General features: G+C 34.8%; 14 protein-coding genes, 2 pseudogenes and 1 other annotated feature (1 of these 17 running past the window's edge). Of the genes and pseudogenes, 12 read left to right on the forward strand and 4 right to left on the reverse strand.

What is annotated here, in order from left to right; all coding sequences use genetic code 11:
• Positions 1-22: 22 nt before the first annotated feature.
• The 3 genes from AB1279_RS10915 to AB1279_RS10925 all read left to right on the forward strand — a co-directional run bounded on the left by AB1279_RS10915 (position 23) and on the right by AB1279_RS10925 (position 2,959).
• Positions 23-1,345 (forward strand): hemolysin family protein, encoded by a 1,323-nt coding sequence (locus AB1279_RS10915; protein WP_429758746.1) that lies wholly within the window; start codon positions 23-25, stop codon positions 1,343-1,345.
• 153 nt (positions 1,346-1,498) lie between these two features.
• Positions 1,499-2,215, forward strand: a complete 717-nt coding sequence (locus AB1279_RS10920; protein WP_429758747.1) for a class I SAM-dependent methyltransferase — start codon at positions 1,499-1,501, stop codon at positions 2,213-2,215.
• 171 nt (positions 2,216-2,386) lie between these two features.
• On the forward strand, positions 2,387-2,959 hold the full coding sequence (locus AB1279_RS10925; RefSeq protein WP_429758748.1) for a histidine phosphatase family protein: 573 nt from the start codon (positions 2,387-2,389) through the stop codon (positions 2,957-2,959).
• Between the two features lie 458 nt (positions 2,960-3,417).
• Here the strand turns inward: AB1279_RS10925 and AB1279_RS10930 are convergent.
• Positions 3,418-4,848 (reverse strand): annotated as a pseudogene (locus tag AB1279_RS10930) (IS4 family transposase).
• Between the two features lie 371 nt (positions 4,849-5,219).
• Between AB1279_RS10930 and AB1279_RS10935 the strand changes: the two are divergent.
• The 8 genes and pseudogenes from AB1279_RS10935 to AB1279_RS10970 all read left to right on the forward strand — a co-directional run bounded on the left by AB1279_RS10935 (position 5,220) and on the right by AB1279_RS10970 (position 13,260).
• The gene (locus AB1279_RS10935; RefSeq protein WP_429758749.1) at positions 5,220-6,923 is read left to right on the forward strand and encodes an NAD-dependent malic enzyme; all 1,704 of its coding nucleotides are present in this window, start codon (positions 5,220-5,222) and stop codon (positions 6,921-6,923) included.
• Between the two features lie 11 nt (positions 6,924-6,934).
• Complete coding sequence (locus AB1279_RS10940; RefSeq protein WP_429758750.1) at positions 6,935-7,894, forward strand: AEC family transporter; 960 nt, start codon at positions 6,935-6,937, stop codon at positions 7,892-7,894.
• Between the two features lie 300 nt (positions 7,895-8,194).
• Positions 8,195-8,425: pseudogene (locus AB1279_RS10945) on the forward strand (IS6 family transposase); the annotation flags it as partial.
• A gap of 566 nt (positions 8,426-8,991) precedes the next feature.
• Complete coding sequence (locus AB1279_RS10950) at positions 8,992-9,555, forward strand: YdhK family protein (protein WP_429761355.1); 564 nt, start codon at positions 8,992-8,994, stop codon at positions 9,553-9,555.
• A 479-nt stretch (positions 9,556-10,034) separates the two neighbouring features.
• Positions 10,035-10,754 (forward strand): MOSC domain-containing protein, encoded by a 720-nt coding sequence (locus AB1279_RS10955; protein ID WP_429758751.1) that lies wholly within the window; start codon positions 10,035-10,037, stop codon positions 10,752-10,754.
• 479 nt (positions 10,755-11,233) lie between these two features.
• Entirely contained in the window at positions 11,234-11,974 is a 741-nt protein-coding gene (locus AB1279_RS10960) for an SDR family oxidoreductase (protein ID WP_429758752.1), read from the forward strand.
• 13 nt (positions 11,975-11,987) lie between these two features.
• Positions 11,988-12,344: a MerR family transcriptional regulator gene (locus tag AB1279_RS10965; protein WP_429758753.1), complete on the forward strand. Its 357-nt coding sequence runs from the start codon at positions 11,988-11,990 to the stop codon at positions 12,342-12,344.
• A 367-nt stretch (positions 12,345-12,711) separates the two neighbouring features.
• Positions 12,712-13,260: a DUF2179 domain-containing protein gene (locus AB1279_RS10970; RefSeq protein WP_336480963.1), complete on the forward strand. Its 549-nt coding sequence runs from the start codon at positions 12,712-12,714 to the stop codon at positions 13,258-13,260.
• Between the two features lie 240 nt (positions 13,261-13,500).
• Here AB1279_RS10970 and AB1279_RS10975 read toward each other — a convergent pair whose 3' ends face one another.
• Entirely contained in the window at positions 13,501-14,688 is a 1,188-nt protein-coding gene (locus AB1279_RS10975) for an MDR family MFS transporter (protein WP_429758754.1), read from the reverse strand.
• A gap of 139 nt (positions 14,689-14,827) precedes the next feature.
• Here AB1279_RS10975 and AB1279_RS10980 point away from each other — a divergent pair, with 139 nt between their 5' ends.
• Positions 14,828-15,349 carry a CGNR zinc finger domain-containing protein gene (locus AB1279_RS10980; protein ID WP_429761357.1) on the forward strand — a complete coding sequence of 174 codons (522 nt, stop codon included), beginning with the start codon at positions 14,828-14,830 and terminating at the stop codon, positions 15,347-15,349.
• An 86-nt stretch (positions 15,350-15,435) separates the two neighbouring features.
• On the opposite strand, the gene AB1279_RS10985 is transcribed toward AB1279_RS10980, so the two are convergent.
• Together AB1279_RS10985 and AB1279_RS10990 are read right to left on the reverse strand one after the other, a co-directional pair.
• Entirely contained in the window at positions 15,436-15,885 is a 450-nt protein-coding gene (locus tag AB1279_RS10985) for a GNAT family N-acetyltransferase (RefSeq protein ID WP_429758755.1), read from the reverse strand.
• Positions 15,886-15,947: 62 nt separating this feature from the next.
• Positions 15,948-17,102: a 1-deoxy-D-xylulose-5-phosphate reductoisomerase gene (locus AB1279_RS10990; RefSeq protein WP_429758756.1), complete on the reverse strand. Its 1,155-nt coding sequence runs from the start codon at positions 17,100-17,102 to the stop codon at positions 15,948-15,950.
• A gap of 140 nt (positions 17,103-17,242) precedes the next feature.
• Positions 17,243-17,419, forward strand: a binding site (T-box leader); it runs 37 nt beyond the window's last position.

Raw genomic sequence — 17,419 nt, forward strand, 5'->3', positions numbered from 1 at the left:
TTTTCGAACTAAGGGGGATTCTTTGGAAATATTTAATTTAGTTATGATTGCGATTTTAATCGCATTTACTGGATTTTTCGTGGCAACAGAGTTTGCTATGGTTAAGGTGCGTTCAAGCCGCATTGATCAACTTGTTGCAGAAGGAAAACGAGGCGCGTTAGCAGCCAAAAAGGTAACAACAAATTTAGATGAGTATTTATCGGCGTGTCAGTTAGGAATTACCATTACAGCTCTTGCGCTCGGATCGCTTGGAGAGCCTACGGTTCATCGTTTATTACAGCCGTTATTTCAAGATCTACATTTCTCAGAAACGGTTGCGAATTCAGTATCGTACATTCTTGCATTTGCAACAGTTACCTTTTTACATGTTGTTGTTGGAGAGCTAGCACCGAAAACAGTAGCAATTCAAAAAGCAGAGACAATTACAATGTTGTTTGCAGCACCGCTTATTATATTTTACAAAATCATGTTCCCGTTTATCTGGATGTTAAATACATCAGCGCGTCTTGTAACTGGTTTATTCGGATTAAAACCAGCTTCTGAACATGAAGTAGCACACTCGGAAGAAGAATTACGTTTAATTCTTTCAGAGAGCTATGAAAATGGTGAAATTAACCAGGCGGAGTATAAATATGTAAACAATATTTTTGAATTTGATAATCGTCTTGCGAAAGAGATTATGGTGCCACGTACAGAAATCGTTGGTTTCTATCTTGAAGATTCAGTAGAAGATCATATGAAAATTATCCGAAGTGAAAAGTATACACGTTACCCAATCTTTGGAGAAGATAAAGATGATATTATCGGTATGGTGAATGTAAAAGACTTCTTTATTCGTTATATGAAAAATGATAAAGAAGATCTACCATCTATCCGAACGTTTATGCGTCCTATCATTGAAGTAATGGAAACTATTCCAATTCATGATTTACTTCTGCAAATGCAGAAAAAGCGAATTCCAATGGCTGTTTTGTATGATGAATACGGCGGTACAGCGGGAATTGTAACGCTTGAAGATATATTGGAAGAAATCGTTGGAGAAATTCGTGATGAATATGATGAAGATGAGCATCCTCCGATTCATCATGTTGATGAGTATCATAAAATTGTCGACGGAAAAGTGTTAATTAGTGAGATTCAAGATTTATTTGGATTACACATTGATGAAGTAGAAGTTGATACAATTGGCGGTTGGGTGATGACGCAAAATCACGAAATTCAAGAAGGACAATTTGTTGAAGCAGAAGGATATGAATTCAAAGTTCTAGAAAAAGACGCACATCAAATTAAGCGTATTGAAATTCGTAAAATAGATTTACAACAAGAAGAAGCAGCAACTGTATAGTTGCTGCTTTTTCTTGTGTCTCAAAGTGTGAGAGATTAATTGATTTTTTTTTTTTTTTTTTTTTTTTTTTTTTTTAGATAATTCAATATTCTTAATTGTTTGGATATGTGATAAAATGAAAATTACGTCTTTTGAAGTTAGAGGAGGATGGATATGAATAAACAACAAATTATTGACGCGTATGACATACTTGCCGGCCATTATGAACATAGCGTCGATTATGAAAGTCCGTATAATACAGATTACGAACGTCCAGCTATGATGAATCAGTTTCCTGATAATCTGAGAGGAATGAAGGTACTTGATGCTGGCTGTGCGGCAGGGTGGTATACAGAACAGTTTCTTAATCGGGGAGCAGATGTAACCGCGATGGATATAAGTTCAGAGATGATTGCTGCTACGAAGCGAAGAGTAGGAGAAAAAGCTGAGGTTTATCAATTAGATTTTGAAAATACGTTACCTTTTGCAGATTGTACATATGATAGCATTATTAGCTCTTTAGCTCTTCACTATATTGCAGATTGGGAACGAACATTTGCTGAATTTATGAGAATATTAAAGCCAAATGGAACATTTTTGTTCTCCGTTCATCATCCAGCAATGGACATACATTTATCAGAGGAAAAGGAATATTTTAAGCGCGAATTGCTTCATGATAAATGGAAGAAAAGCGGTAAATATGTTGATATGTATTTTTATCGCCGGCCATTGCAAGACATTATAAATAACACACTTCTTCATTTTGAAATTGAAAAAATGATAGAACCAACTCCTACAGAAGAATTGAAAAGAAATTATCCATCATCTTATGAAAAATTAATGAAACAGCCAAGTTTTTTAATTATAAAAGCGAAGAAAAAGAAAATCTAATAGCGTGAGAATCTGGAAAAAACTATTGTCTTGTAAGCTTTCTTCAAGTTAAATCTTAGGTCATGTAGTCATAGAATAATAGTCTTACAACACAACAGAGTATAGCGGATACTAGTTGTTATATAAAGTCATAGTAATCTATTATTTGTAAGTATTTTCAGGGGAGGAATTATGTATACATATATTTACATGGTTAGACATGGCGAATCACCTAAAATAGAAGGGGACGAAAGAACGCGTGGATTAACTGAGAAGGGGAGGCTTGATGCGCATAGAGTAACTGAATTATTGAAAGATGAAGGAGTAGAAACGTTTATTTCAAGTCCATATAGTCGAGCTGTGTTGACGATAGAGAATTTAGCTCATTTTTATGGTAAAGAAATATTAATATACGAAGACCTTAGAGAATGTATGTTTTCAAGTGAAGATAAGATAATATCAGATAAGGAATTGTATCCACTTGTAAAGAAGATGTTTTCCAATCCAGATTTTTCATTACTCGGAGGAGAATCAAATACAGATTGTCAGAGCCGATCTGTAGCAGTATTGAAAGATATATTAAAAAATTTTAAAGGTCATAAAATTGTAATTGGTACTCATGGACTTGTCATGACTTTAATGATGGGATATTTTGATAGTCAATATGGATTTGAATTTTTAATGCAGACATCAAAACCGGATGTATACAAGATGGAATTTAATGACGAACAATTAATTGATATAAAGAAATTGTGGACAGAATGATTTTGAATATTAATTAACTGAGGAAGGTTGAAACCTCATATAACACCAATATCATGTTGACGATGATTGTCAGGTGTGTTAGTAACAGTACAACACAATGTTTTTATGTGGAATGCCTTGCATCTGTGCGGTGTGATAGCAAATTGAGTTAAGTACCAGTTTACGTACATACGATCTCAATGCAGTGCTGTAGCGCTTTTTCGGTTCTACAAACTATAGATCCAAACAAATCTACAGCAATCCTTGCAATACATGTGAATGGCAGGTGCACGCAAATACACCTGTACCAGGGAGGATGCGTGTTTTTTATGCATTTTGGGGTACTGACACATCACCATCAAGCTAAGCTTATACAAAGTCAATTTTAGGCTAGATTGTTTCTTTTTTCTAAAGGGCAAATTTAGTTGATTGAAAGATTTGCATACGAAATAAAACCTAACGGGTTTCACTTTTTTGAATTAAGCGGCTTGATTATCAGACATGGTACAATTGTAAACGACACCTAATATATCAAAGACCGTTTTTTTCTCATATCGATGAGATTTCCGCCCGTTTTGCTGTATGAGATTGAACAGGCGAAGTAACACCTTTGATAGCTCTTGGGTGTTTTTTTGTATAGTTTGGAATAGAAGAAGAAAATAGTCTTTAATCATATATATGGTTTTATACTCACTAAGCTCTCGTTTTTTCTTCATGAGGAGCAATTGGCGCATTTGAAACATGATAGAAGAACAGAGTAGAATGGCAATCAATTGATCATATAAATGACACTCCAATCGTTCTCGTTTTATCTTTTTACAATGATGAATTTGAAAGAATGACTTCCACGTTTTAAATAAAATTTCAATTTGCCAACGCAAAGAATACCAGTCATGTACCTGTCCCATCGGGACAATATCTGTAGGGATGTTTGTCATATATACATTGATACCACTGAGTCGTTTACTACGAGGAGAATACTTCATTCCTTTCTTTTTTTCTCTTATAGCTTGATCTTGTAATCGTTTTTGTTGCTGTTGTTTTGTTAATCGATGAACAATTACACGAGCTGGCACTTTATCAATCATTCCCACATAAGCATCAGCTATTTCACATGTTTGTCCTGGTTGAAGGGAGTTCATTAATGTCTCCATATCTATCTGTATATACTCTGTACCTTTCTTAATTCTTCCATCTTGAAAATAATCAGGGTTAGGATTTTTTTGATAAATACGTGTATTCGACTTAATACGAGAGATATAGTAGGCCTCTTTATCTTGTATATATTGAAGGTCTTTTAAATGAAAATAACCTAAATCTCGGATACATAAATCATTCGCTGTCACAGTTGGGACACACAGAGAGCCGTAAGTGCGATCATGTTGTTTACCTGGACCTGTATGAATATGTAGGAACTGTCCACTTAACAAATCATACTCAAGTTGAATTTTCATCCCAGCTGTATGGCTGCATCCTCCTGCACCTGGATAAACCGATGAAAATACATCCGGGAGTTGAAATGCAGTTGAATCTAAAATACGAATACGCTTGAAAACAGAAGTGTATGGAGAAGAAATCGGCATAGATGCGGCCAATTTTTTGCTTAGTAGTTCGGCTAGTAGGTGTTGTAAAAGTTGGACGGCCGCCTTATTAAATCGTTGATTCAGTCCCTCAGGACTGATAAGTACTTCTGTTGATGCTTCTAAACAGCTAGATAACTGAGTTAAAGAAGTCATAGCTACATTTTGGTTCACCCATACACATAAAGCTACTAAATCTTTTGCTTGATACTTACTGGTTCATTGTACAAAACCAACATCTCTAGCAAGATCTCGTAAGGTATTTGGAGATAAAAAACTTTGAATCTCTTGAGCAAATAGTTGTAATTCGTCAGACACAGAAACAGACATAAAAACGCCATCCTTTCCTATGATTCTACAGAAAGAATAGCGTATTTTTTCATTTTAAGGAAATTTAGTTTTGCTAGCTTGGTAGCGATGGGGTGGGACGCCTTTCTACACTTTTTTTGTGAAACGTTCGAGTTGCACATAGTCACATCGAATGAGTATTCACTTTCCTATTTGATACAGGCCATAAGCTCTGTATCTGCGCTCTTTTTAGAACTCAAATTGTTATTTTAAAGATTAAAAGAGTACTTCTCAGTTTAAAAATATAACATGTGAAAAGAATAATTCTTTGTTAAACATAAATAATATCCATAGACAACAAAGTTTTTGTTGATGAAATTTTACATTATTGACGAATAGAGGGGAATTAACATATGAGTTCCAATGATCAAGTTCAAGATGGTTTCATTCAAACACCACTAAAGGGGAAATCTATTTTATTAACTCCTTATTTAAACAAAGGCTCTGCATTTACGAAAGAAGAAAGAAGAGACCTTAATTTAGAAGGATTATTGCCTCCTACAGTTTTGACATTAGAAGAACAAGTAAAGCGAGCTTACCAACAATTTAAGAACGCGTCTGATGATTTACAAAAAAATACCTTATTGAATGATTTGCATAATCGAAATGTTGTCTTGTTTTATCGGTTATTAAAAGATCATTTAAGTGAAATGCTACCGATTATTTATACACCAACAGTTGGACAATCCATTCAAGAATATAGTCATCAATATCATCGTCCGAATGGTCTTTATTTATCAATTAATGAGGAAAATACGATGGATAAAGCGATAGAAAATATGGAGCTACGCGCAGAAGATATTGATTTAATCGTCGTAACAGACTCAGAAAGTATTCTTGGAATCGGCGATTGGGGTGTTGGTGGGATTAATATCACAGTTGGTAAATTGGCAGTATATACAGCTGCTGTTGGGATTGATCCAAGTAGAGCTCTTCCCATTGTGTTAGACGTGGGAACCAATAATAAAGAGCTACTCAAAGATCCGCTTTATTTAGGTAATCGTCATGAGCGTGTGAAAGGTACTGCTTATAATCAATTTATTGATCAATTCATACTTAAAATAATGAACAAATTTCCGAAAGCACTGTTGCATTGGGAGGACTTTGGGAATATAAATGCCAGACACATTATGGGAGAGTACGGAAATCGTATTTTAACATTTAATGATGATATCCAAGGTACTGGTGTGATTACTTTAGCTGCTGTATTAACAGCATTAAAAATTACAAAGACTTCACTAAAAGATCAACGTATTGTTGTATTTGGACCAGGCTCTGCAGGCATTGGAAATGCTGATCGAATTCATAGTGCAATGGTACTTGAGGGTCTTTCAGAAGAAGAAGCATATGACAGGTTTTGGCCATATGATTATAGAGGATTATTAACAGAAGATATGCAAGATTTAGCTTCATTTCAACAGCCTTATGCCCGTAAATTAGAGGAAATAAAGGATTGGGAACAGGATAACGACAATAAAATCTCTTTGTTAGAGCTTATTAAGCAAGTGAAGCCTACTATTTTAATTGGAACATCAGGTGTAACAGGTGCGTTTAAGGAAGAAATTATCAAAGAAATGGCTAAGCATGTAGAACGACCTGTAATTATGCCTTTGTCTAACCCAACTAAATTAGCTGAGGCTATTCCCGAGGACATTATAAATTGGACAGATGGGAAAGCATTAATTGCCACAGGAAGTCCGTTTGATCCAGTGCAGTACAAAGAAAAAATATATGAAATTGGCCAAGCTAATAATGCATTTGTGTTTCCGGGACTCGGGTTTGGAGCAATTGTCGTGAAAGCTAAAAAAATTACCGAATCAATGTTCGCTGAAGCTGCAAATGTAGTGGCTCATATAGCTGAAACCGAAACAAAAGGAGATACGTTGCTTCCGAATATTAAAGATCTTCAGAAAGTATCGAAAACAGTGGCTATAGCTGTAGGAAAAGCTGCTATTAAAGACGGTGTATCTACAGTCCAAGAACAATATGTAGAACAATTAGTGGGAGAAGCCATGTGGAAACCAGAATATAAGACGATTAGATCAATGAATGAGTGAGGTGAAGGTAAGTGAGCATAGGTCAAATCTTTCTAATCCTCATTCCTATTTTTTTCGTGATCATACTTGGATATCTAGCAGGCCATTTTAAAAAATTTGATAAGCAAACATCAAAAGGGTTAAATACGTTAGTAACCAAGTTTGCATTGCCAGCTCATCTTTTCGTAGGAATTACAACAACTCCTAGAAGAAATTTGATTGATGAGTGGCCATTTTTAGTAACGCTTCTTTTAGGAATCATTGGCTTTTTTTTAGTCTTATTAATTGTAATGAAGTACATGTTTAAATACACACTGACACCTTCATCTATGTTTGCTTTAAATTCTACACAACCTTCATTTGCTTTTATGGGAATCCCTGTGTTGGGAAGTATATTTGGAGCTAATGCAGTGGCCATTCCTATTGCAATCACAGGAATTGTGGTAAATGCGATACTCGATCCATTAGCAACGATTTTAGGAACAATAGGTGAAAGAAACAGAAAGAAAAAAGAAGAAAAAAAAGAAAGTTTAGTAAAAGTAACAGTTCATTCAATTTTACATGGGTTATCTGAGCCGTTGGCTTGCATTCCTTTAATCGGTGTTATTTTAACGTTATGTGGATTTCAATCTCCAAAGCTTTTACAAGGGATGCTTGAGCAAATAGGGGGTATTACATCAGGAGCAGCACTATTTGCAGTTGGTGTAACCGTTGGAATTGGAAAAATTTCATTCAGTAAAGAGGCGTTTAGTATTGCTGTGCTAAAAGTTGCTATTCAACCTATAATAATGTTTGGAATCGTGTTTTTAATGGGTCTATCTTCAGATGAAGTAACCAAGGCAGTTTTATTAGTAGCATTTCCTGGATCGTCTGTTGCTGCAATGATTGCGCTCAAATTTGAAAGTCTAGAAAATGAAACGGCATCTGCATTTGTTATTAGCTCGATTTTATCCTTACTTACGCTTCCGTTGTTAATTACTTGGTTAACGTAGAAAAAAAAGCGACAAGTTTTTTTTACCATCACTGGGGGATGAAGAAAACCCCCAGTGATGGAAGTTTCACTTTATTTGTTCTTGCACTGTGGTAACTGGGAGAATAAATTGTCATGAACTATGTATCGTTTTTTCTGTATGGGTAAACTTAATCCTAAAAAATACTTTAGGCAGGTTTATATGAAGACAAAATTTTTTATATTAATCTCAATTACCACGTTCATTTTTCGGTTCTGTTGCAAAATTTTCTACATGAAGCTACACTCTAGAAAACAGGATCTAGATCTAGGAGAATCAGACATGAGATATTTTAAAGGAAAACAATTCAAGAAAGATATTATTTTAGTAGCTGTCGGCTACTACTGCCGTTTTTCTTTAAGTTATCGTGATGTATCTGAAATCCTGAAAGAACGTGGTATTTCAGTGCACCCAACAACCATCATGCGATGGGTTCATGAATATGGAAATCTCATCTATCAAATTTGGAAAGTAAAAAATAAATCTGCACGATTATCTTGGCATTTGGATGATGGAGATAAAAAACTTTGAATCTCTTGAGCAAATAGTTGTAATTCGTCATACACAGAAACAGACATAAAAAACGCCATCCTTTCCTATGATTCTACAGAAAGAATAGCGTATTTTTTCATTCTAGGGGGCATTTCTTTTTATTAGCTTGATAGCGATGGGGTACTGACACATGCCCATCAAGCTAAGAAATCCATTCTTCCCCAAAACGAAAAAAATGAATTGAATGCTCATAAATAATCGTAGGGATATAAAATTTTCGTTTTGGAGATATTTAAGAATCTTAGGTTGATGGATATGAGATACCGCCAGTATTTTTGGAAAAAATAGGCTAAGCAATAAATACAATAAGCCCCCCATATGGATAGCGCATATACATAATTCTCGTTATGGGAAGTGACAAAAACTCTTGTTGTTTTTGTCACTTCCCATTCGTACAATCAGCTTTCCCTTCTTCATTCAAATAGTATGAAGAAGTGTAGTTGAACGAAAACTAATCGGACTCCATAATTTCTGCACATTTTTGTTTTACTATACTTGTGACAAAGTGCAGAGGAGGAGAATTTTTGATAAGGAAGCGTATTACGTTATTACTTATTAGTCTTGTTACTGCTTTTTCCTTAGCAGCATGTTCTACAGCTACTAAGAAGAACGACCAATCCAGCATGGAAAATATGAAACATGGGACTATGAGTGACATGAATCATTCAAGCTCTGGCGAAATTCCAAAAGGCCTAAAAGAAGAAAAAAATTCAACCTATAAAGTAGATAGTCAAGTTATTGTAAAGGCAGACCACATGGAAGGCATGAACGGTACGAAAGCAACGGTTGTGGGGGCTTACGATACGACAGCTTATACGGTCTCTTATACTCCAACCACTGGTGGAGCGAAGGTAACCAATCATAAATGGGTCATTCAAGAGGAAATTAAAAACGCAGGTGATGAAACCTTGAAACCTGGTACTGAAGTCACTTTAGAGGCAGACCATATGAAAGGTATGATGGGTGCAAAGGGAACAATTGATTCAGCGGAAAAGACTACTGTTTATATGATTGATTATACTCCAACTACTGGTGGAGAAAAGATAACCAATCATAAATGGGTAACAGAAAATGAACTTTCAACAAAATAAATAATTTATATTTTGAAGCCGATTTCTAACTTGAAATCGGTTTTTGATTTCCTTAAAGGGTTATCAATGCAGAGACGTCGATTTACCAAAGTAACTAAATCCCAGAAGTCCATTCATACCAAGAGTTTGCCAGCCTTCCGTTCCTTCCACTGTATGTAGGATTTCATACATCCCTGTCACAACGGCATTTGGCAGTTCAAATCGTTCTCGTATCCTGCATGAAATCCTGCATATCCTTAGCGTTGTAAATCCGCATTTTCCCGACGATTCCCCATGCCCGTCAAGCTAAGAAATCAAGTTGCCCCTAAAACAAAAAATCTCACTTTTTATCTGAAAAAAGATAAGAAGTAAGATTTTTTTGGATACTACCAATAATGTTACGTTATGTTAACCAAGCATGAATACTATATTCATAAGGTAACTAATTCCAATTGATTATATAATTAAGAGATAAGATTAAGTAAAAAAGGAGTAGAGATATGATAATTGGAGAACTAAAAGAAATTATAAGACATCCAATAAAGTCATTTCGCGGAGAAAATGTTCAACAAACTTACATTGCGTCCTATGGCTTATATGGAGATAGAAGCCATGCCTTTTTGGATGAAACAAGACCAGAAAAGTATTTAACCGCAACACAATTTCCTGAAATGCTTGGTTATACAGCGAGTTTTATAGGAGAAGAATCTTTGGATACATATCCACCAATCAAAATCGTTTCTCCTGAAGGAAAAATATACAAGTGGGGAAATCAAGAATTACTTACAGAATTAGAACAAAAATCAAATCGTAAAATTAAAGGTATACAATACTCACCTCAACAAGTACCTCTAGGTGCAATTGAAGAAGAACATGTATTAATTGTGACTGATACGTCATTACAAGAAATGGGTACAATGTGGGGACAAGATGTGAATCATAGGAGATTTCGTCCAAACTTGATATTCTCATTATATGAAAATATTCCTTTCGTAGAAGATACATGGTTTGGAAAATGTATACGTATAGGGGAAGCAGAATTAGAAATAGTAAGACACTGTGAACGCTGCATGATTATTACCATTGATCCCAACACATTAACATTGGAAAAGACTCTCTTAAAAACTGTTGTACAAAAAAGAAATAATCATTTTGGAGTCTATGCATCAGTTATAAAACCAGGAAAAATAAATGTTGGAGATTCTATCATATTAGAATAATCTTCAATAACACTGATTTTGTATGCTAGGAATGATATAGATCGCTAATCCGTAGCACCAATTGTGATTTTTGCATTTTGGAAACTTTATAAAATCCTTAATTTGATGAGAAACTAAAAATTTTTAACTTCTGCTAACGATAATTATGTAAATGAGCTGTCCAAATGGATGGCTTATTGTATTTTTTGCTTAGCGTGTTTTTTTCAAAATATTGGCGGTACCCCATCGCTATCAAGCTAAGAAAATACTACTACCCCCAGAACGAGATTTTGTGCTAATTGTTAATAAAAAAGCTTATTTTTTCGTTTTGGGGTGGAGTTGTTCTCTTAAGTTGATGGGCATGTGGTGAGACCCTAGTAACTGGCGACTGAATGCTTCTGACATCGATTGGGATACATTTTTTAACAAATCCCTTGACCTAGAGTGAGCTCTAGCTATTATAATAAACAGCATCTTACAGAAAGAAAGGGTTGAATAACATGTTGAATGTCGAAGGAAAAGTAGTCGTTTTAACAGGGGCTTCTAGTGGAATTGGCGAAGCAACAGCTAAAGTACTAGCTAAAAATGGTGCTAAGGTAGTTCTTGCTGCTAGACGTGGGGAGCGATTACAAGCCTTGAAAGAAAACATAAACAAACAAGGTGGAACGGCTGAATTCAAGGTAACTGATGTAACCTGCCAAAAGGAAGTAGAAGAGCTTGCTCGTTTTGCTTTCAATACCTTTGGACAAATTGATGTGCTAATCAACAATGCAGGCATCATGCCTCTTTCATATTTACACGAAAGAAAAGTAGCGGAATGGGACCAGATGATTGATGTTAATATCAAAGGTGTACTTTACGGTATTAGTGCTGTTCTCCCGTACATGCGAGAACAAAAACGAGGTCATATTATCAATGTATCTTCGGTTACAGGACACATCGTAAACAAGTCATGGGCTGTCTATTCAGGTACAAAGTTTGCTGTAAGAGCAATCACAGAAGCTTTGAGACAAGAAGAAGCAAAAAATAATATTCGCACGACGATTATTTCTCCTGGAGCAGTGGTAACAGAGTTGGTAAATACCGTTACTAATGAAGAAATCAAAAAAGATATTGAGGAGGGTTTGCAAATTGCATTACCTCCTGAATCTATTGCAAATGCGATCCAGTATGCCATTTCACAACCAGAAAATACAGCTATAAATGAAATGATTGTGAGACCAACAAATCAAGAATTATAATGGAGGATAAAAAATGAGCTATACAATTGGTCAAATATCCGAAGCAACAGGGTTATCTATCCATACTTTGCGATATTATGAAAAGGAAGGGATTATGCCTTTTGTAAAACGCAATGACAATGGTATACGCATTTATGAAATAGAAGATTTTGAGTTACTTAGATTTATATGCTGTCTTCGAGCGACGGGTATGGCTATTGTGGATATTAAGAAGTTTGTTGCTCTCATTATGCAGGGGAATGAAACAATTGATCAGCGCATTGTAATGCTAAATAATCAAAAAGAAACCATCAAATCACAAATGGATCATTTGATGTCTTATATTGATATGCTAAATAATAAAATTAATTTTTATAAAAATATGTTGTAATCATTGATGATGTTTTAAATAAAGCTGAATTAGAGAAAATCATGATTTCCTTTTTATTTGAGCTTGAACGAAATATTCATGTGATAAAAGAATTTAATAATCTATAAAACAAAAAAGTAATATAAATTTTTTGTTTTGGGGGCACCTCAAAATATTAGGTTGATAGGCATGTGACGATACCCCATTTTGAGAAATTTTATGATTTCAAGAACTAATTATTAGATTGAATCCTAAATCTAGGATTCTTTTTCTTTGTTATTTTTGAAATTTTCGAATTAGAATAGAAAGAAAATAAATAAAATTCATCACTTTCTTACAACTTTTTGTGTTATTATGACAACAGACTTTTAGGAAGAGGTGGATACATATGTTACAAGCGTTACTTATTTTCTTACTGCAAATTATTTACGTGCCAATTTTAACAATCCGTACTATTCTGCTTGTAAAGAATCAAACAAAGTCCGCTGCTGGTGTTGGGTTGCTAGAAGGAGTCATCTATATTGTTAGTTTAGGAATTGTATTTCAAGATTTATCAAACATGATGAATATTGTAGCTTATGTCCTTGGGTTTAGTGCTGGCTTGTTACTTGGCGGTTATATTGAAAACAAATTAGCTATTGGATATATTACGTATAATGTTAGTTTACTAGAGCGTTGCGAAGAACTTGTGATCGCACTAAGACATGCAGGATTTGGTGTGACAGTCTTCATCGGAGAAGGAATTAATTCTGAGCGCTATCGTTTAGATATTGTAGCAAAACGTTCGCGTGAAAAAGAGTTGTTAGAGATTATTAATGAAATCGCACCGAAAGCATTTATGGCTTCTTACGAAATTCGCTCTTTCAAGGGCGGATATTTAACAAAAGCGATGAAAAAACGTGCGTTAATGAAGAATAAAGATGATCAGGCATCATAAGAGAAAAGGCGAAGCTGAGTGGCTTGGCCTTTTCTCTTATTAATTTCATGTTAGAAGGAACATTCTCTTCTGTTGAACACCTTAGGGTCTGACTTGCTAGTTTAATAGGAGAGGGACTACCAACAAATTCAGTTTCAAAACTCATTATCACCAATAAAGGGCCCTAACGTATTAGTCATATATAATATGTTAGGGCCCTTTATATTTTAAGTTTTTTTAATTTGGGTCTTGATAAGATATTTACATACTCTGTTTTATATTCAATGGTTCTTCATTTACTTTTACATTTCGTTTCAAGAAATGAAGAAGTGAAAATCCAACCACGCCTAAAAGACCAAAAATAATCCAAGGAAAACTCATGTCTTGCCAATACTTCGTAAAGAAAGTCCCTGTATAGTTTCCAATAGTAAATCCTAGGGCAAGTGATAATTGAAAGAAACCAAAATAGGTTGCTGTGTATTGTTCGTTACTAAAGTTTGCTACAGCAATATCCGCATTAGGCAATACAAGTGTTTCTCCGATAGTAAATAAAATAACACACACCAATAGCCAATATGGATGAAAAGAGATGGGAATGAGAAGGAAAGAGATTCCCATTAGTAATACACCATGTTTTACAAGAGAAAGTGGATGATATGTTTTGAAAAGATGTTTAAAAACAATCATAAATAAAAAGCCTGTAATAGCGTTTATCGTAATAACGAGTCCTACTAAGTTTTGATCGTGGCTTATGTTATTCATATGAAGCGGTAGTGCAACCGTAAGTTGTGTAAACATCGTATAAAAAAACACCATAATGAGTGAAAAAGATAAAAAGATCTTGTTTTGTATAGTTACTTTTATTCCTGTTAATAGTTGTGTTTCATGTACAGTAACATGAAAGTGAGATCTAAGAAGAAAAAATAGGAATGCTAGAACGAACATGAGTGATCCTGTAAGTAAAAATGGATACAGCGGATTACAATGAAGCAATACACTTCCTGCGATCGGCCCAATGATTGCTCCGCCATTTAGAAAGAGATTTAAGTATGTAAACGTATCCTTTCTTATATGAGCAGGTTGAGAACCAAAAATAGCACGTGCAGATGGTTCATAAAAAGCAGTTCCAAATCCGATGAATATAGTTGCAAGCATAATAGTGTAAAATCCAGAAAATATTCCTAGAGAAAGAAAGCCAATACCTCGTAAAATGGTTCCAGTTATCATCATGATGATATAACCAACCCGATCTGCAAGTATTCCTGTAAATAACGGAAATATTCGAGAGGTAATTGTAAGCGCTGTTAAAATTGTGCCAACTTGCATAGCAGAAAAATGTAAAGAATTAGATAAATAGATGGCTAGAAAAGCCATTACCGCAAAATGACCAAGCGTCATAAAAAAAGTAGAAAATAATACAAACCGAATAGGTAATGAAAAAGATTTCAAAATATCCACTCCTTTTTGTTAACCTTCTATTATTTTTAATGGTTAACATTTTTATGTTATGATTATATTGAAAATAAGAAAAAAAGTAAACGATGGAAAGTCGGTGGTGATTTTGAGTAACAACCAAACTGCACCAGAGATGTTAGAAAGTATAAGAGCGTTTTTAAATACATGGAGAATCCCAAATGAAACGAGAAAACCGGTTGATTTTTTTGAAACAGAAGAAAATGTATATTTGTTTATGAATGAACAATGGAATGAAGAGTTATCATTTGGTTCGGTCGAGGAAATAAAAAGTTTCCGCGCAACCATTCGAGGGGCGGTTGAACAGCAGAAGTCGTTAAAGCTGTTGTTCGAGAAGTATCCATTACAAGTAAGCCTTGAGGATGGAGAAGATGCGATTACATATCAAGCAATTGGTGAGGAAAATTTATATACATTTTTGTTACGGATTATTGCCTCTGCTATTGTAAATAAACAGTGGGGAAGATTGAAAGCTTGTCCGGATTGTCAGTGGGTGTTTTATGATCAATCTCGTAACGGTAGTAAACGCTGGTGCGGTATGTATGCTGAAGGAGAAGGGGGAAGAGCTTGCGGAACAATTGCAAAAGTGAAGAGGCATCGCGCGAAGAGAAAAGCAAGTTCAAGTTATATCAAATAGTAAAATAGCCGAGGCTTGCAGTTCTGCAAAGTTTCGGCTATTCTCTTGCTTTCTAGCAATAAAATGTTTTTTTAAAACAAATTATTTTATGATTTTTTTAATTGTACAAGAACCAGACCATCTGGTAATGTAATTTCTTTTGTTTTTATAAAATTATGTTTCTTATATAAAGCAACGGCAGGCGTATTATTCTTACCAGTTTGTACAATATAAGGTGTTGTTTCTTCATGTAGTTGAAATAGATGTTGCAATAGTGCTGTTGCAATTCCTCTATGAAAGTATGTAGGGGAAACAACGAGGCGATGAATATCAACAACATCATCCTTATATAGAAATGAAATAAACCCAGCTAAAGTATCATCAATGAAGTATCCATAAAAGATTTCATTACAATTTTGGATATCAAAAATTGTGTCATACAATCGAGGAATTGAATTGTTTTGAATATACTGTGCTTCAATTTTATATGCTGGAATTTGAACTTCTAAAATTCCAGCAGCTTCTTCAATAGAAGAAGGAGATAATTTTCGAATCAAGTAGAGGCCCCCTTTATAAAAAAGTGAGAATATAGGATTCTCACTTTACCGTATAACCAGTTTTAATTTTTTACAAGTAATTCATTGGCATATTGACGTGCCCATTGGTCAGCTACTAATACCTCTTCTAATGAAGGATTAGCAATATTATGATGAGCTTCTAATGTAGAATAGATTGTTCTTTCGATGTCAAAAAATGAAATCTTGTCTTGTAAATATAAAGCATTTGCAATTTCATTCGCAGCATTTAGTACAGCTGGTTTTGTGCCACCAACTTTCCCAGCCTCATAAGCGTAGTGGAGACAAGGGAATTTCTCTAAATCAGGTTTTTCAAAATGCAAGCTGCCAACTTCTAATAAATTTAATTTTTTGAAGGCAGATGGTAAACGCGATGGATAGTGGAATGCATATTGAATAGGCATTCGCATATCAGGTGCTCCGAGCTGAGCCATAATAGAGCCATCTACAAATTCTACAAGGGAATGAATAATACTTTCTTTATGAATCATAACATCGATTTTTTCGTAGGGAACATCAAATAGCCAGCGCGCTTCCATTACTTCAAACCCTTTATTTAGTAATGTTGCAGAATCAATTGTTAATTTTGCTCCCATTAGCCAATTTGGATGTTTTAACGCATCTTTCGCTTTGAGCAGTGCCATTTCTTCGCGTGTTTTACCCCTGAATGCACCGCCAGACGCTGTTACAATTAACTTTTCAATTTCTTTATAATTTTCACCATTTAAGCACTGGAAAATAGCAGAATGCTCACTATCTACGGGAATAAGGCGACAATGATTTTTCTTTGCTAATTCTGTAACAATGTGTCCAGCTGCAACTAACGTTTCTTTATTAGCGATTGCAATGTCTTTTTTTGCTTTTAGTGCTTCGATTGTTGGAAGTAGTCCTGCTATACCAACGACAGAAGTTAAGACAAGATTACTATCAGGATGCGTAGCAACTTCAATTAATCCTTCATCTCCATATACCACTTTTGTTTGAGTAGAAATTCGTGAGCGCAGTGTATGTGCTAATTCTTTTGTACTCACACTTACAATGCGCGGCTGAAATGTTTGTATTTGTTGTTCTAGCATATCAATATTTTGATTTGCGCTTAGCCCGATAATTTGAAAGTGTTCTGGGTGAGCAGCGACTACATCTAGTGCTGATGTCCCAATAGAGCCAGTTGATCCAAGAATTGAAATGTATTTTACCATAATAAATCCTCCATAGTTGTATGAATCTTTTCCGTAAACCTTTATCTAATTAGATAAAAAAAAGAAAAGTCCTGCATAATAAGACAGAAAGTTCTCTTTTATATGAAAAATAACTATGGTATAATAAGGAAAATTTAAAAGAAAAAGCGATGATGGAGAAGAGTACATATTTGGAACTTTACAGAGAGCTGATGGTTGGTGGGAATCAGTAAAAGAAAAATATGGAATGGACTCTGGAGCTTCATGCTGAACTGAGTAGGCTATGACGGTTATTTCGACGTTATTCGAATCGTAAAGAGAGCTATGTATTTGTAGCT

This window comes from Bacillus sp. S14(2024) (assembly GCF_050473785.1).
Lineage (GTDB): Bacteria > Bacillota > Bacilli > Bacillales > Bacillaceae_G > Bacillus_A > Bacillus_A yunxiaonensis.